The following is a 21776-nucleotide window of genomic DNA, read 5'->3' on the forward strand; positions in this document are numbered from 1 at the left end:
GCAAAACCAAAAAAACGGCCCGCTGTATCAGCCGGGCCGACCTTTTTCTAACCGTGACACCGGCTCATGAAGGCACTACCGGTGCCGGGGCGCGCAACGCGGCGCGACCGCGCTGCCTGAAGCTGAACAGGTAGCAGACCAGCCCGGCCAGAAAGCCGACACCCGAACCCAGACGGGCCCAGAACAGCACTTGCAGATGATCGACCGTGGCCATGAACGGCATGGCCAGACCGTCGGCCTGCCAGCGTTGCAGGTAGACCTGAACGGCACCGGCAGCGGTGAGGAACAGGGTGATCGCCACCATCGACAGGGTCATCAGCCAGAAGCCCCAGATTTCCAGCGTCTGCGAACGCTCGTCACCGGCTTCACCCAGGCCGCGCAAGCGTGGCATGGCGTAGCTGATCAGCGTCATGACGATCATTGCGTAGGCACCGTAGAACGCCAGGTGACCGTGCGCCGCCGTCAGTTGCGTACCGTGGGTGTAATAGTTGACCGGAGCCAGGGTGTGCAGGAAACCCCAGACGCCCGCCCCGAAGAACGCGGTGACCGTGGTGCCCTTGGCCCACAGGGTGGCCGCACGATTGGGGTGTTGCCGACGACGCTTCTTCACCATGCTGAAGGCGAACATCACCATGGCCAGGAACGGCAGCGGTTCCATCGCGGAGAAGATCGAGCCGACCCACAGCCAGACTTCAGGCGCACCGATCCAGAAGAAGTGGTGACCGGTACCGATGATCCCGGTAATCAGCGCCATGGCGATGATCACGTACAGCCACTTCTCCACCACTTCACGGTCAACGCCGGTGATCTTGATCAGTACGAAGGCGAGCATCGAACCCATGATCAGTTCCCAGACGCCTTCCACCCACAGATGCACCACCCACCACCAGTAGAACTTGTCGCGGGCCAGGTTTTCAGGGTTGTAGAAGGAGAACAGGAAGAATACCGCGAGGCCGATCAACCCGGTCATCATGACCATGCTGACGGTGGTCTTGCGACCTTTGAGCAGGGTCATGCCGATGTTGTAGAGGAAGCCCAGGCAGACGACCACGATCCCCATCTTGGTGATGGTCGGCTGCTCCAGGAACTCGCGCCCCATGGTCGGCAGCAACTCGTTATGGGTCAGCCGGGCCAGGCCCGCGTAGGGCACCAGCAGGTAACCGAGGATCGTCAGCACACCCGCTGCGGCGAACACCCAGAACAGCAGGATCGCCAGCTTGGGGCTGTGCAGCTCGCGGTCGGCCTCTTCCGGAATCAGGTAGTAGGCCGCGCCCATGAAGCCGAACAGCAGCCACACGATCAGCAGGTTGGTGTGGACCATCCTGGCCACGTTGAACGGGATGACCGGGAACAGGAAGTCGCCGATCACGTATTGCAGGCCCATGATCAAGCCGAACAGTACCTGGCCGAGAAACAGCATCAGGGCGAACACGAAGTACGGTTTGGCCACGGCTTGCGAGGCGAATTTCAGATGCGGATTGGCAATGCTCATCTCTCAACCCTCCTTGTTTGGCGGCCAGTTGTTGGTGTTGATCTTCGAGCTCCACTTGAGGAACTCGGACAGGTCGTTGACCTCCTGCTCCTTCAGGTTGAACTGAGGCATCGCTCGCCGACCGGGTACGCCCAACGGCTGCATTTTCATCCACGCCTGGAGGAACGGCTTGAAGCCCTCCTCGCCGCCGCGACGCTGGAACACGTTGCCCAGCTCGGGCGCAAAGTAGGCGCCCTCGCCCAGCAGCGTATGGCAGCCGATGCAGTTGTTTTGCTCCCAGACGGTCTTGCCGCGTATCACTGATTCGGTCAATTGCTCGACATTGCTGCGTTCTGGAAAGGTCTGCTCTGTGTGGTAGGTCAAGGCCAGGAATATCAGGAAGAAGAACACGCTTCCCCCGAAGTAGATATTCCTGGCCATGCCCTTGGTGAAGGTCTCTGACATGGTCGCTTCCTCATTGCTTGGCCCGTCCATGATAGGAAGCCGAGGGTCAAAACCTGCTTGATGGCAATCAAGAAAATCAGATGGTTTTAGTAGGAGATGGGCAGCCGCAAGCGTTGAGTTGCAAGCTTCAAGCTAGAAGTGTCAGGGCGACCACGGCGGCCAGGATCAGCGCCCAGGCGAGCATCAACCGGCGCCACAGGCGCGGCGCCCGACGCAATTCCATGAAGCCTTCGGTGATCAGCCAGGCCTTGGCCACCGCGAGCAAGAGGATGGCGATCGACAGCCACGCCGTTGCACCGGAATGTGCGAGCACGACCGTGCACACGCTCAACGTCGCCAGCGCAGCCCAGCAGATCCACAGCCATCGGGAAGCCGACATAAACCCTCGCCTCAGTTCAGTACATAGACCAGCGGAAACAGCACCACCCAGATCAGGTCGACCATGTGCCAGTACAGCACGCCGGATTCGAACCCGCTGCGATTGCCCACCTTGTACAGGCCACGACGGCAGCGCCAGGCCAGCCATCCGAGGATGCACATGCCCAGCAGCACGTGGACAAAATGAAACCCGGTGAGAATCCAGTAGAGGGTGAAGAAGGTGTTGTGCTCCATGCCCAGCCCGGTGGCCAGCAAATGCCGGTACTCGGTGAGTTTCAACACGACATAGACACTGGCGGCCAGCAGCGCCGCCAGCAGGAACACCGCGCCGCGACGGGGCTGCGAGTGCCGGACCTGCTCCTGCGCCAGCGCGGCAAACAGGCCGGCGGTGAGCAGGCTGAGGGTCATCGCCAGCCCGGTGGAAGCGTCCAGCAAGGCGCGACTGTCGGCGAACAGTTGCGGCTTGATCGCCTGGGTCACGGCGAACGCCAGGATCAACAAGGCGAACACCGACAGCTCGGCAAGTATGAAAAACCACATCGCCAGGTCGCCCGGCAGATGGTCGGGCGACCCGGGGGTCGAATCAACCGAAGTGGACATCGACCACACCCATCAGCGCCGCGACGGTCAGCGGATCATCGCTCAAGGGTTCGGCGAGGCAGGCCAGGCAGGCTTCGCGCGGGCTCATGCCGGAACCGATCATGCGCGCGGTGAAGATCAGCAAGCGGGTCGAGGCGACTTCTTCCAGGTCGTGCTGGTCGAGCCGGCGCAACGCCTGCCCGAGCTTGACCACCTGGGCTGCCAGCGCGCTGTCCACCTGCGCCTCGCGGGCGACGATGCGCTCTTCCTCGGCCGCTGGCGGGTAGTCGAAGCGCATCGCCACGAAGCGCTGGCGAGTGCTGGGCTTCATGCCCTTGAGCAGGTTCTGGTAACCCGGGTTGTACGACACCACCAGCATGAACGACGGCGGTGCCTTGAGCACTTCACCGGTGCGTTCGAGGAACAGCTCGCGACGATCATCGGCCAGCGGGTGCAACACCACCGCCGTGTCCTGGCGCGCCTCGACCACTTCGTCGAGGTAGCAGATGCCGCCTTCGCGCACCGCACGGGTCAAGGGCCCGTCCTGCCACCAGGTGCCCTGGGCGCCGATCAGGTGACGACCGATCAGGTCGGCCGCACTCAGGTCGTCATGGCAGGCCACGGTGTACAGCGGCAGGTTCAAGCGATGCGCCATGTGCTGGACGAAGCGGGTCTTGCCACTCCCCGTGGGACCTTTGATCAGCACCGGCATGCAGTGATGCCAGGCCTGTTCGAACAGCGCCTGCTCGTTGTTGAGTGGCTGGTAGAAGGGTTCGGTGTGGCTTGCGCGTGACGGGGTGGGGTCCATGAAACACCTGATTCGACAACGGATTCGAGGCACACGCTACGAGCCCCTGCGACAACTTGGCAAGCGCCACGGCCGGCAAACTTGATCACCGTCAAGCAGCCTTTGAGGTGCTCCGGCATAGCCTTGCAGCGCACTAAGAACCTGCGTCCTGTGCTGTCGTCTGGGCACATACAAGAGGTCCAGCCTGAGGAGAAATGGAATGCTGATCAGTAATAGAAAAACGTTAGCTGTGACTGCCGCCACACTGTTTTCAACACTCGCCATGAGCCACGCCGTCGGGGCCGGCGAAGCCGCTCCCGCTGTGGCGAAAGCGGCCCTGGTGACCAGCGCCGGCGCGCCGGACATGAGCCAGGCCGAGTTCGACTCATCCAAGGAAATCTACTTCCAGCGCTGCGCCGGTTGCCACGGCGTGCTGCGCAAGGGTGCCACCGGCAAGCCACTGACGCCGGACATTACCCAATCCCGCGGCCAGGCGTACCTGGAAGCCCTGATCACCTACGGCTCGCCGGGGGGCATGCCGAACTGGGGCACCTCCAATGCGCTGACCAAGGAGCAGATCACCTCCATGGCCAAGTTTGTCCAGCACACGCCGCCGACGCCGCCGGAATGGGGCATGGCCGAGACACTGAAGACCTGGAAAGTGCTGGTCAAGCCCGAAGACCGGCCGAAGAAGCAGTTGAGCAAACTCAACCTGCCCAACCTGTTCTCGGTGACCTTGCGCGACGACGGCAAGATCGCCCTGATCGACGGTGACAGCAAGAAAATCGTCAAGCTGATCGAGACCGGGTATGCGGTGCACATCTCGCGGATTTCCGCATCCGGTCGCTACCTGCTGGTGATTGGCCGCGACGCCCGCATCGACATGATCGACCTGTGGCCGGAGGAGCCGACCAAGGTCGCGGAAGTCAAGGTGGGCATCGAAGCACGTTCGGTGGAGACCTCCAAGTTCAAGGGCTACGAGGACAAGTACACCATCGCCGGTTCCTACTGGCCGCCGCAGTTCACCATCATGGACGGCGAAACCCTGGAGCCGAAACAGATCGTCTCGACCCGCGGCATGACCGTCGACAAGCAGGAATATCACCCCGAGCCTCGCGTCGCGGCGATCATCGCGTCCCACGAATGGCCCGAGTTCATCGTCAACGTCAAGGAAACCGGCAAGGTCATGCTGGTCAATTACGAAGACATCAAGAACCTCAACATCACCTACATCGACGCCGCGCCGTTCCTGCATGACGGTGGCTGGGACAGCTCCCATCGCTACTTCATGACCGCCGCAAACAACTCCAACAAGGTCGCCGTGATCGACTCCAAGGATCGCAAGCTGACCTCGCTGGTGGACGTGGGCAAGATCCCGCACCCGGGCCGTGGCGCCAACTTCGATCACCCGACCTACGGACCGGTGTGGGCCACCAGCCACCTGGGTGACGAAGGCATCTCGCTGATCGGCACCGACCCGGTCAAACACCCGCAATACGCCTGGAAACAGGTGGCCTCGATCAAGGGTCAGGGCGGTGGTTCGCTGTTCATCAAGACCCACCCCAACTCCCGTCACCTGTACGTCGACACCACCCTCAACCCGGACGCCAAGATCAGTCAGTCGGTGGCGGTGTTCAACATCGACAAGCTCGACGCCGGCTTCACCGTGCTGCCGATTGCCGAATGGTCGGGCATCAAGGAAGGCGCAATGCGCGTCGTCCAACCGGAATACAACAAGGCCGGCGACGAGGTCTGGTTCTCGGTGTGGAGTGGTCAGTCGGACGAATCGGCACTGGTGGTGATCGACGACAAAACGCTGAAGCTCAAGTCGGTGATCAAGGACAAGCGCCTGATCACACCGACCGGCAAGTTCAACGTTTACAACACCCAACACGACATCTATTGAGCTTCATCAATACAAGGAAACACCATGAAAAATACTCTGTTTTCACTGCTCGCCCTGACCGCCGCACTCGCCGTGCAACCGGCCATGGCCGACGACGGACCGACCCTGTTCAAGAGCAAGCCGTGCGCGGCCTGCCATTCGATCGACAGCAAACTGGTCGGTCCGGCGCTCAAGGACGTCGCGGCGAAAAATGCCGGTGTCGCCGGCGCTGCGGACACCCTGGCCAAGCACATCAAGAACGGTACGCAAGGCAACTGGGGGGCGATGCCAATGCCCGCCAACCCGGTGACCGATGAAGAAGCCAAAACCCTGGCGAACTGGGTACTGAGTCTCAAATAACCAATGGGAGGGCGTCATGAACATCTACCGACACATCGTCGTCCTGGCGGCCCTCCTGCTCTTCTGCGCCACTTCGCTGGCCTCGCCTGACGCTTCGCGCCAGGCCCAACTTGAACACCTGCTGGTCCAGGATTGCGGTGCCTGCCATGGCCTGCACATGACCGGCGGGCTCGGACCGGAGCTGACACGCTCGGCACTGGCCGGCAAATCCAGGGACAGCCTGATTGCCACCGTTACCTTCGGCCGGCCCGGCACCGCCATGCCCGGCTGGGCCCCGTTGCTCGGCGCCGATGACATCGGCTGGCTGGTCGACCTCCTACTCCAGGGATACCCCTCTATATGATCCGAACCTTCCTGCTGTCGGCTGCCGCCGGCCTGCTGCTGTCCGGCTGTGCGCAGCCACCGCTGCGTGGCACCGGCGATCTCGGTGTGGTGGTCGAGCGCGCCACCGGCAGCGTGCAGATCATCGAAAGCGACACCCATACCTCGCTGGCCCGACTCGAAGGCCTGGGCGACCTGTCCCATGCCTCGGTGGTGTACTCGCGTGACCAGCGTTATGCCTATGTGTTCGGTCGCGACGGCGGTCTGAGCAAGATCGACCTGCTGACCCGGCGCATCGACAAACGTGTCATCCAGGGCGGCAACGCCATTGGCGGCGCCATCAGCCAGGACGGCAAATTGATCGCCGTGTCCAATTACGTGCCGGGCGGGGTCAAGGTGTTCGATGCCCGCACCCTGGAACAGATGGCAGACATTCCGGCCACGCCGTTGGGCGATGGCAGCAAACGCTCCCGGACCGTCGGCCTGGTGGACGCGCCCGGGCAGCGTTTCGTGTTCAGCCTGTTCGACACGGGCGAGATCTGGGTGGCTGATTTCAGCCAGGGCACCACGCCGCAGATCAGTCGTTACACCGGCATTGGCCAACAGCCCTATGACGCGCTGATCACCCCGGACGGCCGCTATTACATGGCCGGGCTGTTCGGTGAAGACGGCATGGCCCAGCTCGACCTCTGGCACCCCGAACGCGGCGTGCAACGCGTGCTCGGCGACTACGGGCGCGGCCAGGCGAAGCTGCCGGTCTACAAGATGCCGCACCTGGAAGGCTGGGCGGTCGCCGACAACCAGGCATTCGTGCCGGCGGTCGGGCGCCACCAGGTGCTGGTGATGGATGCGCGCACCTGGAAACAGACCGCCGCCATTGCCGTCGCCGGCCAACCGGTATTCGTGACTTCGCGCCCGGACGGTCGGCAGCTGTGGGTCAACTTCGCCTATCCGGACAACGACCGGGTCCAGGTCATCGACACCGAAACCCACGCCGTGGTCGCCGACCTGCGCCCAGGACCTGCGGTGTTGCACATGGAGTTCACCGCGCGGGGCGATCAGTTGTGGCTGTCGCTGCGCGATGGCGATCAGGTGCAGGTGTGGAACCCCTACAGCCTCACACCCATCAGCACCCTCCCCGCCGCCGCGCCGAGCGGCATTTTCTTCAGCAGCCGTGCACAAAAGATGGGTTATTGACATGGACCTCGACCTGCTCAGCCGTCAACTGATCGACCGCTTCCAGCATGGCATGCCGCTGTGCGCCGAACCCTATCGAGAGATGGCCCAGGTGCTGGGCTGCAGCGAAGCGCAGGTGATGGCTTGCCTGCAACGCCTGGAACTGGCCGGGGCCCTGTCGCGCATCGGCCCGGTGTTCGAACACAGCCGCGCCGGCGCCAGTACCCTCGCCGCCCTTGCCGTGCCCGCCGAACGCCTGCACCAGGTCGCCGAACGCGTCAATCAGTACCCCGAGGTCAATCACAACTACGCACGCGAACATCACTACAACCTGTGGTTCGTCTTGACCGGCCCCAACCGTCAGCACATCGAGCGCGTGCTCGAGGAACTGGAGCACGATACCGGCCTCACGCCGCTGGACCTGCCGATGCTCACCGCCTACCGCATCGACCTCGGTTTTGCCCTGGGAGACAGCCCATGCAAGCGGGTTTGACCCCTCGGCAGGCAACCGCCCTGCGTCGTCACCTGGAGGCTGGCTTGCCGCACGTTTCGCGGCCCTACCAGGCCCTCGCCGAACGGATCAACGCCGACGAACCGGGTGTGCTCGAGCAAATGCGCCAGTGGCACGAACAGGGGCTGTTCCGCCGGGTCGGCCTGGTACTCAACCATCGTGCCCTGGGGTTCACCGCCAATGCCATGCTGGTGCTGGATGTACCCGACGCGTTGATCGACGAAGTCGGCCAGCGCCTGGGCAGCGCACCCGAGGTGAGCCTCTGCTATCAACGGCCACGACGCTTGCCGCAATGGCGCTACAACCTGTTCTGCATGGTTCATGGCCGTCAACGCGAGTACGTCCAGGCGCATATCCAGGCGTTGCTGGCCGAACACCTGCTGAGCGATCTGCCCCACCAACTGCTGTTCAGCACTCACGCGTTCAAGCAATGCGGCGGGCGCTTCGCCCCCTCGATTCCAGGAGCCCGATCCCATGGATGATCTCGACCGTCGCCTGATCAATCGCCTGCAACTGGGCCTGCCCCTGGTGCGCCATCCCTGGAAAGCACTGGCTGACGAGCTGCACAGCAGCGACACCGAACTGCTCGACCGCCTGCACCTGATGCTCGAAGACGGCGTACTGACCCGCTTCGGCCCGATGTTCGACATCGAGCAACTGGGCGGCGCCTTCACCCTCGCGGCGCTGGCGGTGCCCGAGGAGCGCTTCGATGAAGTAGCCGAGCAACTGCATGCCCTGCCGGAAGTGGCGCACAACTATCGACGCGAACACCCGTGGAACATGTGGTTCGTCCTCGCCTGCGCCACGCAGCAGCGCCTGGACGACACCCTGCAGCACATCGAAACCCTGACCGGCCTGCCGTTGCTCAATCTGCCCAAAGAGGAGACTTACCATGTCGGTCTGTATTTCCCGGTCTGAAGACCGCCTGGCCCAACGCCTGATCGAGCTGACCCAGACCGGCCTGCCGCTGCTCGAAGACCCCTGGGCCTGGCTCGCCGAACAATTGGACCTGAGCGTCGAATCGACACTGACCCTGCTCAAGCGCCTGCAGGCCGAGGGCGCCATCCGCCGTATCGCCGCCGTGCCCAACCACTATCGCCTGGGCTATCGCTTCAACGGCATGACGGTCTGGGATGTGCGCGACGCAGAGATGCCACGCCTCGGTGCGTTGCTCGGTGCGCAACCCTTCGTCAGTCATTGCTATCGCCGCCCGCGCCGAACCGACTGGCGCTACAACCTGTTCGCCATGGTGCACGGGCGCAGCAGCGAGGAAATCGACAGCTACCGCGAGCACCTGCGCTACCTGCTGGGCGACGCCTGCAGCGCCGATGAAATGCTGGTCAGCAGCCGCATCCTGAAGAAAACCGGCCTGCGCCTGCCGCCCACCTCACTCTAGACACACGCCGACTCAAGGAGAGCTGCATGTTGAGGATCAGCCAATACCTGCGGGCGCTGGCAGGCGGGGCACCTGCCCCCAGAACCCGCCCACCGGGCAGCCACCGCGCCCCCGTGGTGATCTGGAACCTGCTCAGGCGCTGCAACCTGACCTGCAAGCACTGTTACGCCACCTCGGCCGACAGTGTGTTTCGCGACGAACTGGACACCACCACGGCCATGGCCGTGATCGACGACCTGCACGACGCAGGGGTCAAGGTGCTGATTCTGTCCGGCGGTGAACCGCTGTTGCGCCACGACCTGTTCGTGCTCAGCGCCTATGCCCGCTCCAAGGGGTTCTTTGTCGCCCTGTCCACCAATGGCACGCTGATCGACGAACAGAACATCGCGCACATCCGCGCCGCGCAATTCGATTATGTCGGGATCAGCATCGATGGCCTGGAAGCCACCCATGACGAATTCCGTCAACTCAAGGGCAGCTTTGCCAGTTCCATGCGCGGCATCCAGTTGTGTCGCGAACAGGGTATTCGCGTCGGCCTGCGCACCACCCTCACCCAGGAAAACCACGCGCAACTGCCGCAATTGCTTGAGCTGATGCGCGAATACGACGTGCAGAAGTTCTACCTGTCGCACCTCAACTACAGCGGTCGCGGCAAACGCAGCCGCCAGCTCGACGCCCGGCAACAGATGAGCCGCGAAGCGATGACACTGATCTTCGAGCGGGCCTGGGCGGACATCCTGCAGGGCCTGGACAGCGATTTCGTCAGCGGCAACAACGATGCCGACGCCATCCTGTTGCTGCACTGGGTGGACCAGCACCTGCCCCAACACACGGCGCGCCTGGAGCGCATGCTGCGCGACTGGGGCGGCAATGCCTCCGGCAGCGGTATCGCCAACATCGACAACACCGGCGAAGTTCACCCTGACACCTATTGGTGGCAGCACTCGGTGGGCAATGTGCGGCGCACACCCTTTCGTACCCTCTGGCTGGAACAGCCCGACGCGTTGCTGCAGCAACTGCGCGTGCACCCGCGCCCGGTGGGCGGGCGCTGCGCCGAATGCCGCTGGCTGGCCATCTGCAACGGCAACACCCGGACTCGCGCCTGGGCCGATGGCGACCTTTGGGGCCCAGACCCCGGTTGCCACCTCAGCGATGAAGAAATCGGCCTGCCACCGGTCACGACCATTGCTTGCAGCACCCACTGAATTGCCCGCTCGGCCAACCGCCTCAATAGGTCGGGGCCGATCAACCTGATGAAGCACCAAGGACGTTCCATGCCTTTACCGATCGCTCTACCGGCCACACTCGAGTCCCCCTTCAGACCGGGCGAAGTCGCCCTGGTCGGGGCCGGCCCCGGCGACCCGCGCCTGCTGACCCTGCGCGCCTGGAGCCTGTTGATGCAGGCCGATGCCGTGGTCTACGACCGCCTGATCAGCCCCGAACTGCTGACCCTGATCCCCCTCACCTGCGCCCGACACTACGTGGGCAAGGCCAGTGGTTGCCACAGCCTGCCCCAGGATCAGATCAACCAGCTGCTGGTCGACCTCGCCGACCAGGGCCAGCGGGTGGTGCGCCTCAAGGGCGGCGACCCGTTCATTTTTGGCCGTGGCGCCGAAGAGCTGGAGTACCTGCTGGCGCACAACGTCGATTGCCAGGTCGTGCCCGGCATCACCGCCGCCTCCGGTTGCAGCGCTTACGCCGGTATCCCGCTGACCCACCGCGACCTGGTCAACTCCTGTCGTTTCATCACCGGCCACCTGCAAAACGATGGCGACTTGAACTTGCCCTGGCACGACCTGGCCGACGGCAGCCAGACCCTGGTGTTCTACATGGGGCTGTCCAACCTGGGGATCATCGCCCGCCACCTGATCGACGCCGGGATGCCGGCCGACACCCCGGCCGCCCTGATCAGCAACGGCTCGCGCCCTGACCAGCAGGTTCTGCGCGGAGCGTTGCAGCAGTTGCCCAACCTTGCGCGGGAGTGTCCGCCGGGGGTTCCGACACTGACGGTGATTGGCCAGGTGGTCGGCCTGTTCGCGGCGCAACCGATGGAACACCCGGCACGCTTCTATCCGGTGCAGGCCGTGCAACGCCATCGCAAGGTAGCGTCATGAAACGCGTGTTGCTGGTCCCGTTATTGTGGCTCGGCGCGGCCCCCGTGAGCGCTGCGCCAACCTCGGCAGCGCTGGACGAGGCCGCGAGCAATTATCAGCAGCATTGTCAGCGCTGCCACGGCGCCAACCGTTTCGGCGGCGCAGGACCGGCGTTGCTGCCGGAGAGCCTGAGCCGGATCAAACCCGCCGAGATTCGCAACGTGATCAGCGAGGGTCGCCCCGCCAGTCAGATGGCCGGGTATGCCAGTGTCTTCACCCCCGCCCAGGTCGACGCGCTGGCGGACTACCTGCAACAACCGCCGGCCACCCCGCCGGTCTGGACCGATCAAGACATTCGCAACAGCCACGTCGTGGTTGCCGATATCAGCCAGTTGCCCGCCACGCCCCAGCATGGCGCCGACCCGCTGAACCTGTTCGTAGTGGTCGAAGCCGGCGATCACCACATCAACATCCTCGACGGCGATCGCTTCAACGTCCTGGCGCGGTTCACCTCGCGCTTTGCCGTGCATGGCGGGCCGAAGTTTTCGCCGGATGGACGCTTCGTCTATGTGGCGTCGCGCGATGGCTGGGTCAGTCTGTACGACCTGAATAACCTGAAACTGATCGCCGAGGTCCGCGCCGGCCTCAACACCCGTAACCTGGCGGTGAGCAAGGACGGGCGCTGGGTGCTGGTCGGCAACTACCTGCCGGGTAGCCTGGTGGTGCTCGATGCCCGCGACCTGTCGCCGGTGAAAACCATCGCCACGATCGGCCAGGACGGCACGACTTCGCGCGTCAGTGCGGTCTACACCGCCCCGCCACGGGACAGTTTCATCGTCGCGCTCAAGGACGTGAAGGAAGTCTGGGAGATCTCCAGCGCCGGCACGCCGGATTTCGTGCCACGGCGCATTCCCGCCGAGGACATGCTCGACGACTTCTCCTTCTCACCCGACTACAAACAACTGCTGGCCACCTCACGCAAGGCCAAGGGTGGCCAGGTCATCGACCTCGACACCGGCAAGGTGGTCACCGACATCCCGCTGCCGGGCATGCCGCACCTGGGCTCCGGTGCCTACTGGAAGCGCAACGGCGAATGGGTGTTCGCCACGCCGAACATCAGCAAGGGGCTGATCTCGGTGATCGACTTCAAGACCTGGAAACTGATCAAGGAAATCCCGACCCTGGGGCCGGGTTTCTTCATGCGCAGCCACGTCAACTCGCGCTACGCCTGGACCGACGTGTTCTTCGGGCCAGACAACGATGCCATCCACCTGATCGACAAGCAGACCCTGGAAATCACCCACACCCTGCGCCCCATGCCCGGCAAGACCGCCGCCCATGTCGAATTCACCCGCGACGGCCGCCACCTGCTGCTGAGCATCTGGGCCACCGACGGCGCACTGATCGTCTACGACAGCAACACCCTTGAGGAGATCAAACGCATCCCGATGAACAAACCCTCGGGCAAGTACAACGTCGGCAACAAGATCGAATTTGCCGAAGGCACGTCGCACTAGAGATTTCCACCTCGGCCCCTGTGGGAGCGGGCTTGCTCGCGAAGAGGCCAACCCATTCAACATCGATGTTGACTGACCGGACGCTTTCGCGAGCAGGCCCGCTCCCACAGGTCCACAGGCGACTTCGTGCGCTTACGCCAGGGTGTACCCATGATCGACCCGCCAATCCTGTCCATACACCCCGCGTGCGCCCTGGGACAGTTGGAAGATGATCACGTTGGCCACCGCGCCGGCGTCGAGGAAATGACCGGGCAGCAGGCGTTTGCCGAGGCAGTCGGCGACGTTGTCGAGCTCGCCGTCGCTCAGGCCCAGGTTGTCCCACATGGAGGTCGCGGTGGGGCCCGGCGAGACCAGGTTGATGCGCACGTCGACGCGCGCGAATTCCACCGCCAGCGTCCGCGCCTGAGCCGCCAATGCGGCCTTGCTGGCGATGCAGGCGGCGAGGCCGGGAAAGCTCGAGCCGGTGAGGAAACTGCCGACAAACACCACCGACGCCGGACTCGCCAGCTCACCGCGCAACGCCGCCAGGGTGTTCAACGCCCCGGCACCGTTGACCGCCCATTGGCGCTGGAAGGCCGACAAATCGAGGCTATCGGCCATTTCGGCAATCCCCGCATTGGGCACCAGGTAATCCACCGGCCCCAATGCCGCCGCGCGTTGCGCCAGCGCTTGCAGGTCCTGCTCGCAGGTGACGTCGCCGGCCAACCATTGCAACCGCTCGCCATAGATCTGCTGCAAGGTCGGCAACTCACCCGCCGTTCGCGACATCGCCAACACTTTCACCCCACGGGGCAACAGCGCCGCGCACAAGGCCAGGCCAATCCCGGAACTGGCGCCGGTGATCACCGCCAAACGATCCTGAAACTCGGTTTTCATCATGTTCTCCTGGGCATCGTCGATGCCGGGCACTCGCCACATTGCGGGAGGCTATCTTTGAACATGCATGGAAATACCGACTTGACGGCGATCAGATTTTCACAATGGGCCGGCAATCCGACGATGGCGGTGGTTCAGTCAACTACGATCTTGTGAATCAATGCATCGAATGCGACGACATCGCCGGCTGCTGCAACACCGACTGATCGATCTCGCTGAAGCGCAACACCCGACCGCCCTGCTCTTCGGCCAGCTTGTCGGCCATGTGCTTGCTGGAGAACGACGCCAGCACCACGCCCATTGCGCCCTTGAGTTTCGTGCCGACCACGTAGAACGCATCCCGGGCGTCGATCAGTTGCGCGTCATCGGGTTTGTCCCAGGCCACGCGGCCCATGTCGTGCACATACAGTTTCGCTCCGCTGTGCTGGTTTTCCGGCTGCAGCCACCAGCCAATCATCTCTGCCGTGGAGCAGAATTTCTTCACCCCGCTGCGCTCGACCACTTCGCCCTTGGGCCCCGGAAACTCGCCGATGATCATGCCGCAGACATGGCATTCATCACTGGAGTGAAAGGCGACAGGCTGCAGGCTGTTGCTGGCTTCCACCGGTTTGTCACATCCGCTCAGCATCAGGCAGGCCATCAAGCCCGCCACCGCGCCAACCGTTTTCAGATAAAGCGTACTCATCGTCAACTCCAAACATTTCAAGACAGGAATTCAGCTCGCCCGGCGGCGGAACAGCAGCCAGGCCGAGCCCAGCGGCACCGCGACCCACAGCAACAGGCACAGCCAGAGCATCGCGCCCGGCACAGGCAGCTCGCTGCCCAGGCTTAATACGCCGGCGGTACTGGCGCCGCCGTCGAAACCGGAGAGATTGATCAGGCGATAGATGTCCGCCGGGTTGAGCAGCAGCAACCACGGCAGCACCCGGGGGTTGAACTGCCCTTCGCTAAGCACCAGCAAGGCCAGCAGCACCAGGTCGAACACCAGCACAAAGAAGAACCACACGCCCAAGGCCAGGCCGGCGGCGGTGGATTTTTCCGCAGAGACGCTGCTCAACACATACGCCAAACCCAGAAAGCCCCAGCCGAGCAGCGTCGACGACAGCATGAAGCGGGCAAAGGCCCAGACCAGCAGGCTGAGTTCGACGTCGTCCACCAGCACCGCAATCGCCAGCATCGCGCAGCCGAAACCGATCAGCGTCGCCAGCGCGAGGATGCCGCCGTGACCGATGAACTTGCCGAGCAGGATGTGCCCGCGCCCCAACGGATAGGTGAGCAACAGCAACAGGGTGCCGCTCTCGTCCTCGCCGACGATGGCGTCGTAGGCCAGCAACAAGGCAATCAGCGGCATCAGGAAAGTTGCCAGGCTGGCCAGGCTGGCGATGGTCGCGGGCACCGAGGTAAAGCCCAATTGCCCGGACGCCGCGGCGCCCAGCCAGGCGATACCGGTGGCCAGGATCGCGAACAACAGGCTGATCGCCAACAACCAGCGATTGCGCAGGCCGTCACTGAACTCCTTGCGGGCCATGTTCCAGATCGGGTTCATGCGGTCTCTCCAGTGGCGTGTGCAGCGGCCTGGCCCATGTAGTAGCGGTACAGGTCTTCCAGCGACGGTGGGGCGATTTCCACGTCGCTGGGGTCATCTTCGTTGAGCAACTGGCGCAACAAATCCAGCTTGCTGCCATTGAGCGCCGCCACTTCCAGCCCCTCCACGCCCCAGCGCTGGGTGACGTGCCCGGCGCGGTTCCAGGAGGCCTGCAACGGCCCGGCACGCTTGAGTCCATTGGCCCGCAGCAGCGTCGGCAATCCGGCGTCCTCGCGCAGTTTGCGCAGGCTGCCAAGCGCCAGCAGCCGGCCCTGGGTCAGGATCGCCGCACGGTTGATGTGCGCCTCGACCCCCGGCAAGACATGTGAACAGATGATGATGCTGGTGCCCTGGCTGCGCAGGCGGTCGAGCAAGCGGTAGAGATCCTGAGTCGCGATCGGATCGAGGCCCACGGTCGGCTCATCGAGCAACAGCAGGCGCGGCTCGCCCAGCAATGCCTGCGCCAGCCCGAGGCGTTGGCGCATGCCCTTGGAGTAAGTCTTGACCCGTCGACGCGCCGCAGCCGCCAGGCCCACCTCCTCCAGCAACCGGTCCACCTGGGCATTCGCGGCGCCCTTGAGCCGGGCGAAGTGGCGCAGGGTTTCCAGACCGCTCATCTGCGGGTAGAACGTCACGTTCTCCGGCAGGTAGCCGAGCATTTGCCGCACCTGCGGATCGCTGGGCAAGCGCTCGAACACCCGCACCCGCCCTGCGCTGGCCTGAAGCAGGCCCAGCACCAGTTTCATGGTGGTGGTCTTGCCCGCGCCGTTATGGCCGAACAGGCCCAGCACTTCCCCTTCACCCAGGCTCAGGTTCAGGTCGTGCAATACGGTGGTCTGCCCATAGCGCTGGCTGACGCCTTCGATGTCGATGACATTCATCCGATGGGCTCCTTGGTCAGGTTGTCTGTGGTCGGTTTCATCAGCGGGTGGCTGTCCATGACGCCCGGCGACTTCATCACCGGGAACGCCCGTTGCACCCAGCGCAGCAATTCGATGCCCGGGCTGTTCATCAGCAGGCGCACCTGCGGGTACAGCCACAACAGGCGGTCGACGTTGTCATTGGGTTCGTAGGCGACATCGCCCAGGCCATCGTTGTTGCGGTCCCAGCCCAGGTAGTCGCTCCAGTAATTGCCACGGCCGTCGAGCGACCATTCCTGCAAGCGGGTCGCGACGTACTTGACCTGACGCTGATTGCCGACGAATGCGTTGTCGGCAATGCGGTTGTCTTCGGAGCCGGCGGTGAGGTGAATGCCCACGGCGCTGCGTTCGAAGTGGTTGTGTTCGATGCTGTTGAACAGCGAGTTGTAAATGAACAGTGCCTTGCCTTCGGCACCGGCGATCATGGTGTCGCCGGTCGAGCCGTCGCGCACATCGGTGACGAAGTTGTCGCGCAGGGTCGAATAGGTGATGTAGTTCATCAGGATCCCGTAATTCTGATCCTGCTCGGAGCGATTACCGGTCACCGTGAGCTTGCGGCTTTGCATCAGGGCGTAGCCGGTGCGGGTGCGGCGGGTGATGTTGTCGAGCACCTGATTGTCGTTGGCGAACATGTAATGCACGCCGTAACGCAGGTCTTCCAGCGTATTGCCTTGCAGCAGGTTGCCATTGGAGGTGTCGATGTAGATGCCGTCACGGGCGTCGCGCACGTGGTTGCCAATGACCCGGGCACCCCGCACGGCATACAGGTGAATGCCGTTGCCGCGGTCCTGGGAACGCATCTGGGGGTCACCCTGGATGCGGTTGTCGATCAGGCTCACGTCCCGGGTGCTGTCGACCCAGATGCCAAAGCCCTGGCCTTGCATGCGATTGCCCCTGATCACTGCGCCACGGGCCTTGGGTTGCAGGAACACGGCCGAGTTCATGGCCGTGAGATCGTGCCCCCAATCGAGAAAGGTGCAGCCTTCGATACTGACATCGGGGGCGCTGACGATGACCCCGTTGCCCTGCCCCAGCGCCTGGAACACGGCGCCGGGTGCACAGACAATGTGCATCGGCTGGTCGACGCTGAACGAGCCTCGGTACTCGCCCGCCGGCAGGTGCCAGCGTTGTTCAGCGTCCACCTGCAACGGCAGGTCAGTGATGGGTTGCACCGCCAGCGCGCTGCCGGACATCGACAGCAGCGCGAACGCGATCACCTTGATCGGACAGCCCTTGATTGCGGTCATCGCTGCGCTCCTGTCGATGGCCAACCGTCAGGCCCGCTCGACCATCATGCGGCCGACCATTTCCATGTGCAGGGCGTGACAGAACCAGCTGCAGTAGTACCAGTGCAGGCCGGGCTTGTCGGCGATGAAGGTGATGGACGAGGTCTGCTGCGGGCTGATCTCCATGCTCGCGCCGTGATTGGTCATGACGAAGCCGTGGGACACGTCCTCGATCTGGTCGATGTTGGTGATGGTCACCGTCACTTCATCGCCCTGCTTGACGGTGAACTCGGTCAGCCCGTACGCCGGCGCCATGGAGGTCATGTAGACCCGCACTTTCTTGCCGTCGCGGATGACCTTGTTGTCGGTCTCCAGGTTGATCCCGTCCTTCTTGGCCCGCGCCACGGTGCCGGCGAAGAACGGGTCGTTGCGGTCCCAGATCTTCTTGGTCTTGATCTGGTCGCGGCGCGCGAGGATGCAGTCGTGGGGTTCGGCAAAGGTCGGACCGTCGTGCACCAGCTTCATTTCGTCGCCGGAAATATCGATCAACTGGTCGTTTTCCGGGTGCAGCGGTCCGGTCGGCAGGAAGCGGTCCTTGGAGAACTTGCACAACACCACCAGCCACTTGCCGTCGGCATCGCTGGTTTCGGTCAGCGAGGCGTGGTTATGGCCCGGCTGGTAATGCACGTCGAGCTTCTGCTTGATGTAATTGACCTTCTCGCCCTTGTAGGCACGGATCGCCTCTTCCACGTTCCACTTCACCACCTGGCTGTCGATGAACAGCGTGGTGTAGGCATTGCCGCGACCGTCGTAGGTGGTGTGCAGCGGACCCAGGCCCAGCTCGGGCTCGGCGACGATGACCTCGCGCGGGTCCTTGTACTTGTCGGCGAACAGATCGTCCAGGCGGGCGATCTCGATGATCGACACCGTGGGCGAGAGCTTGCCGTTGGCAATGAAGTATTTGCCGTCGGGGGACGTGTTGCAGCCGTGCGGGTTCTTCGGCACCGGGATGTAGCGGGTGAACTCGGAGTCCTTGCCATCGACTTTGCGGCCGTCCACCACCGGTGTTTTCGAACCGTCCAGGGTGATGAACTTGCCGGCCTTGATCGCCGCCTCGATGCGCGGAATGTTGAACACCACGACCCAGTCACGCTCGTTGCGCATCATGCCGCCGAGGTCGTAGGCCTTCTCCGAGTTGTAGCAGGTGGCCGCCGCGTACTTGCCGGTGAAATCGGCATCGGTGTTGTCGAGGTTGCCGTCGACGATCACCTGGAACGCCATTTCCATTTTCTCGGCGTCGATGGCGTTGAACAGGGTGAAACTGTTCTTGTCCTGCAGGTCGAAGGTGTGGCCGTCATTCGGGTGCGGGATGACGAACTCGCCGTTGGCGAACACGTATTTGGTGTAGGGCACTTTCTGCAGGCGCAGGCCGTGGATCGCCTGTACGTTCGGCACGGTGAGGATCTTGTCGCACTTCATGATGTCCAGGCGGATACGCGCGACGCGGGTGTTGGCCTTGTCGTTGATGAACAGGTACTTGCCGTCGTACTTGCCGTCGGTCATGGAGATGTGCGGGTGGTGGCAGTCGCCGTTGAGGAACTTGGCGCTGTCGCCCAGGATCGCCTTGCTCTCGTTGGTCAGGCCCCAACCGGTGGCAGAGTCGACGTTGAACACCGGGATGCGCATCAACTCGCGCATCGACGGCACGCCCAGTACCCGCACCTCCCCCTGATGACCGCCGCTCCAGAAGCCGTAGTATTCATCCAGCTCGCCGGGGGCGACATGGATCTTCGACTGCGCATCCTTGACGGCCGCCGCCCAGGACTCGCGGGTGAATGCCATGCCACCCAGGGCCGTGGCGCCCGCCAGTACCGCACCGGTCATGGCGCTGCCACCCAGGAAACCGCGACGGCTCAAGCCTGCCGGGTCTTCTTCCTGTCCGGTTGTGGTGGGTTCTTTATCGGTCATCTTGTGTTACTCCTTGAAGGGAAAAACGGACACGGCGCACCTGCGCGCGTGGAACTCATTCAGAAGCCGCCACTTCCACGACGGGTATCAGTTGCGCGGCCACGGGCGCCGTTTTGTTGCGCTTCTTGCGCTTGTTGATCAGCGGCGGGCATTTGTTGTCGTTGTGGTAAGTCATCTGGCAATCGAGGCAGTAGTGGCACTCGTTGGCATTGATCCGGCCATCGGGGTGAATGGCCTGGATCTCGCATTCCCTGGCGCACAACTGGCAGGGGCTGCCGCATTCCTTGCGACGCTTGAGCCAGTCGAACAGGCGCAATCGGGTCGGGATCGCCAGCGCCGCGCCCAGCGGGCAGATGTAGCGGCAATAGACTTTGCGCGTGAACACATTGATGACCAGCAGCGCCACCGCGTAAAGCACGAACCACCACTGGCGGTCGAATCGCAGCGTGATCGCCGTCTTGAACGGCTCCACTTCGGCGAACTGCTCGGCCGTGGACATCGACTCCAGGGAGAGGCCGAACAGCAACAGCAAAATGATGTACTTGATCGCCCACAGCCGTTCATGCACGGCGAAGGGCAACTCGTACTGGGGGATTTTCAACTTGCGCGCGGCTTCGTTGATCAGCTCCTGCAAGGCCCCAAACGGGCACAGCCAGCCGCAGAACACGCCACGACCCCACAGCAGGATGCTGGCGGCGGTGAACACCCAGAGCATGAAGATCAGCGGGTCGGTGAGGAACAGCTCCCAGCGGAAGTTCTGGAACAGCGCATGGACAAACGTCAGCACGTTGACCACCGACAGCTGCCCCAGGGCATACCAGCCCATGAACACCACGGTGAAGATCAGGTAGCCACGGCGCAGCCAGTGCAGGAACCGTGGCTGGCGTGTGAAGGTGTCCTGCAGGAACAGGATGGCCGTCAGCAACAACAAGGCACTGGCGAGCACTGCGATCTGGAACTGCTTCTGGTACCAGATGTTCAACCACATCGGCCGGCTGGCTTCCTCGATGGCCGCCCGTTCTTCGGCCGTCGGCGCCGGACGCTCGATGTACGGTTCGGGCAGTTGGTAAGCCACTTCGAAGCTGCTGAAGATGCCGTTGACCGGACCGGTCTGACGACGCACCAGCAACTCCAGGGACCAGGGCGACCCCGGATCGAACCCGGCCCCCTGGCGCACGATGAACACCGACAGCTCATCGAATTCCGGCATGCCCTGGGCGAACACGTCGGAGAGTCGCTGATGGTCCATGTCGCGGAAGCTGATGACATTGCCGAACTGGCGCAACTGCACCCGATCGAAAATCCCGCCGCGCACATAACCCGAGCCCTTGAAGGAGTACTGCCCTCGCCCGAGCACGGCGATGGCCTGCTCGCCGGGTTTGAGTTCCTGCATCAGGAAACGGTACTGGTTGTCGCCCAGCAGCGCGCGGCCAATGGTCGGCGGGTTGAGGTCGGCGGTGTAGAGGTCGATGAAGGTGTCGTTGAGTTGGTCCGGGCTGGCGTTTTCAACGCCCTCGGCCTCGGTACCCTTGAAGGCAGCGTCAACCTGGCCACGGGTCAGGTTCAGCCGGCGGATGGAGCCGTCACCGGTCAATTGCGCCCAACTGGCGGGCTGGTAGACGTCCTGGCGCACGACGGCCGGTTTTTTCCGCACGCCGCCGGTGTCGGCTACCAGCTTGAGCGACACCGCCACATCATGGGCGGCCCGCATGATGACTTCATTGACCACCATGGCGGTGACCGTGGCGCCGGCAATCGCATCGACGGTGACGGCGCTCTGGTCGCTGGAACGGCCGACGACGACCCGCTGCGTGACCTTGATGCCTTTGTAGCGGGCGCTGAAGCCGTGGAGTTTTTCTTCGGGAATGCCGATCAGCAGGATGGGCTCATGGTGCTCCAGGACATAGGCATCCTGGATGACCCCGGCGGTGTCGAGAATCACCTGGGTATTGATCGGTTTACCCGAGTAAGCCGGGATGTCCACCACGTCCAGGCTCTGGAACACATAGCCGATGACCTTGTCAGCGGCAGACAGCGTGCGCACCTTGAACCGGCCTTGCGGCTCGGACACCGCATCGGTCTGCGGGAACACCTTGTCGATTCGCTGCCGTTCGATGTCGCCATAGGATTTGGCCTGCACCGTCGCGAACACCGCGATCATCACCAGCACCAGCACCACCAGCCCGACACTCCAATAGCGTGGGAAGACATGTCGCGGGGGCTGGAAGGCTGTCATGGATGGGCTGATTTCGAAGGGGCTTG

23 protein-coding genes are annotated in these 21776 nt (G+C 63.3%); 11 read left to right on the plus strand and 12 right to left on the minus strand.

Features of this window, described 5'->3' with window-relative positions; genetic code table 11:
- Window positions 1–64 precede the first annotated feature (64 nt).
- The 5 genes from QIW53_RS17660 to QIW53_RS17680 form a co-directional block, all read right to left on the minus strand.
- Window positions 65–1492: a cbb3-type cytochrome c oxidase subunit I gene (locus tag QIW53_RS17660; protein ID WP_371050881.1), complete on the minus strand. Its 1428-nt coding sequence runs from the start codon at window positions 1490–1492 to the stop codon at window positions 65–67.
- A gap of 3 nt (window positions 1493–1495) precedes the next feature.
- Entirely contained in the window at window positions 1496–1936 is a 441-nt protein-coding gene (locus QIW53_RS17665) for a c-type cytochrome (RefSeq protein WP_371050882.1), read from the minus strand.
- Between the two features lie 127 nt (window positions 1937–2063).
- Complete coding sequence (locus QIW53_RS17670) at window positions 2064–2315, minus strand: cytochrome C oxidase subunit IV family protein (RefSeq protein ID WP_371050883.1); 252 nt, start codon at window positions 2313–2315, stop codon at window positions 2064–2066.
- 11 nt (window positions 2316–2326) lie between these two features.
- Complete coding sequence (locus tag QIW53_RS17675) at window positions 2327–2914, minus strand: cytochrome c oxidase subunit 3 family protein (protein WP_371050884.1); 588 nt, start codon at window positions 2912–2914, stop codon at window positions 2327–2329.
- On the minus strand, window positions 2898–3701 hold the full coding sequence (locus QIW53_RS17680; protein ID WP_371050885.1) for a CbbQ/NirQ/NorQ/GpvN family protein: 804 nt from the start codon (window positions 3699–3701) through the stop codon (window positions 2898–2900). Before QIW53_RS17680 ends, QIW53_RS17675 begins: the two co-directional genes overlap by 17 nt.
- 262 nt (window positions 3702–3963) lie before the next feature.
- On the opposite strand from QIW53_RS17680, the gene nirS reads away from it, so the two are divergent.
- The 11 genes from nirS to QIW53_RS17735 all read left to right on the plus strand — a co-directional run bounded on the left by nirS (window position 3964) and on the right by QIW53_RS17735 (window position 12939).
- Complete coding sequence (gene nirS / locus QIW53_RS17685) at window positions 3964–5586, plus strand: nitrite reductase (RefSeq protein WP_371050886.1); 1623 nt, start codon at window positions 3964–3966, stop codon at window positions 5584–5586.
- Window positions 5587–5610: 24 nt separating this feature from the next.
- Window positions 5611–5925, plus strand: coding sequence for a c-type cytochrome (locus tag QIW53_RS17690; protein ID WP_371050888.1), 315 nt, complete (start codon window positions 5611–5613; stop codon window positions 5923–5925).
- A 16-nt stretch (window positions 5926–5941) separates the two neighbouring features.
- Window positions 5942–6268, plus strand: coding sequence for a c-type cytochrome (locus tag QIW53_RS17695; RefSeq protein WP_371050889.1), 327 nt, complete (start codon window positions 5942–5944; stop codon window positions 6266–6268).
- Window positions 6265–7443 (plus strand): cytochrome D1 domain-containing protein, encoded by a 1179-nt coding sequence (locus QIW53_RS17700; RefSeq protein WP_371050890.1) that lies wholly within the window; start codon window positions 6265–6267, stop codon window positions 7441–7443. The genes QIW53_RS17695 and QIW53_RS17700 overlap by 4 nt, the downstream gene beginning before the upstream one ends.
- Window position 7444: 1 nt before the next feature.
- The gene (locus tag QIW53_RS17705) at window positions 7445–7915 is read left to right on the plus strand and encodes an Lrp/AsnC family transcriptional regulator (RefSeq protein ID WP_371050892.1); all 471 of its coding nucleotides are present in this window, start codon (window positions 7445–7447) and stop codon (window positions 7913–7915) included.
- Window positions 7900–8415, plus strand: a complete 516-nt coding sequence (gene ahbB / locus QIW53_RS17710; RefSeq protein WP_371050893.1) for a siroheme decarboxylase subunit beta — start codon at window positions 7900–7902, stop codon at window positions 8413–8415. The genes QIW53_RS17705 and ahbB (QIW53_RS17710) overlap by 16 nt, the downstream gene beginning before the upstream one ends.
- Window positions 8408–8851, plus strand: a complete 444-nt coding sequence (locus QIW53_RS17715; protein ID WP_371050894.1) for an Lrp/AsnC family transcriptional regulator — start codon at window positions 8408–8410, stop codon at window positions 8849–8851. The genes ahbB (QIW53_RS17710) and QIW53_RS17715 overlap by 8 nt, the downstream gene beginning before the upstream one ends.
- Complete coding sequence (gene ahbB, locus QIW53_RS17720; RefSeq protein WP_371050895.1) at window positions 8826–9329, plus strand: siroheme decarboxylase subunit beta; 504 nt, start codon at window positions 8826–8828, stop codon at window positions 9327–9329. The genes QIW53_RS17715 and ahbB (QIW53_RS17720) overlap by 26 nt, the downstream gene beginning before the upstream one ends.
- 26 nt (window positions 9330–9355) lie before the next feature.
- Window positions 9356–10534, plus strand: coding sequence for a heme d1 biosynthesis radical SAM protein NirJ (nirJ, locus tag QIW53_RS17725; protein WP_371050896.1), 1179 nt, complete (start codon window positions 9356–9358; stop codon window positions 10532–10534).
- A gap of 69 nt (window positions 10535–10603) precedes the next feature.
- A complete protein-coding gene (gene cobA / locus QIW53_RS17730) occupies window positions 10604–11443 on the plus strand; it encodes a uroporphyrinogen-III C-methyltransferase (protein ID WP_371050897.1) in 840 nt (279 codons plus the stop codon).
- Window positions 11440–12939, plus strand: coding sequence for a cytochrome D1 domain-containing protein (locus tag QIW53_RS17735; protein ID WP_371050899.1), 1500 nt, complete (start codon window positions 11440–11442; stop codon window positions 12937–12939). The genes cobA and QIW53_RS17735 overlap by 4 nt, the downstream gene beginning before the upstream one ends.
- Before the next feature lie 132 nt (window positions 12940–13071).
- Here the strand turns inward: QIW53_RS17735 and QIW53_RS17740 are convergent, their stop codons facing one another.
- The 7 genes from QIW53_RS17740 to nosR all read right to left on the minus strand — a co-directional run bounded on the left by QIW53_RS17740 (window position 13072) and on the right by nosR (window position 21750).
- Entirely contained in the window at window positions 13072–13815 is a 744-nt protein-coding gene (locus QIW53_RS17740; RefSeq protein WP_371050900.1) for an SDR family oxidoreductase, read from the minus strand.
- A gap of 157 nt (window positions 13816–13972) precedes the next feature.
- A complete protein-coding gene (locus QIW53_RS17745; protein ID WP_371050901.1) occupies window positions 13973–14500 on the minus strand; it encodes a nitrous oxide reductase accessory protein NosL in 528 nt (175 codons plus the stop codon).
- A gap of 30 nt (window positions 14501–14530) precedes the next feature.
- Window positions 14531–15361 carry an ABC transporter permease gene (locus QIW53_RS17750; RefSeq protein WP_371050902.1) on the minus strand — a complete coding sequence of 277 codons (831 nt, stop codon included), beginning with the start codon at window positions 15359–15361 and terminating at the stop codon, window positions 14531–14533.
- Window positions 15358–16281 (minus strand): ABC transporter ATP-binding protein, encoded by a 924-nt coding sequence (locus QIW53_RS17755; protein ID WP_371050903.1) that lies wholly within the window; start codon window positions 16279–16281, stop codon window positions 15358–15360. Before QIW53_RS17755 ends, QIW53_RS17750 begins: the two co-directional genes overlap by 4 nt.
- On the minus strand, window positions 16278–17567 hold the full coding sequence (locus tag QIW53_RS17760) for a nitrous oxide reductase family maturation protein NosD (RefSeq protein ID WP_371050904.1): 1290 nt from the start codon (window positions 17565–17567) through the stop codon (window positions 16278–16280). The genes QIW53_RS17755 and QIW53_RS17760 overlap by 4 nt, the downstream gene beginning before the upstream one ends.
- Window positions 17568–17594: 27 nt before the next feature.
- Window positions 17595–19514, minus strand: a complete 1920-nt coding sequence (nosZ, locus tag QIW53_RS17765; protein WP_371050905.1) for a TAT-dependent nitrous-oxide reductase — start codon at window positions 19512–19514, stop codon at window positions 17595–17597.
- 55 nt (window positions 19515–19569) lie between these two features.
- Window positions 19570–21750, minus strand: coding sequence for a transcriptional regulator NosR (nosR, locus tag QIW53_RS17770; RefSeq protein WP_371050907.1), 2181 nt, complete (start codon window positions 21748–21750; stop codon window positions 19570–19572).
- Window positions 21751–21776: the final 26 nt, after the last annotated feature.

Origin of the sequence: Pseudomonas fluorescens (assembly GCF_041354075.1) — a bacterium.
GTDB classification, from domain to species: domain Bacteria; phylum Pseudomonadota; class Gammaproteobacteria; order Pseudomonadales; family Pseudomonadaceae; genus Aquipseudomonas; species Aquipseudomonas fluorescens_CE.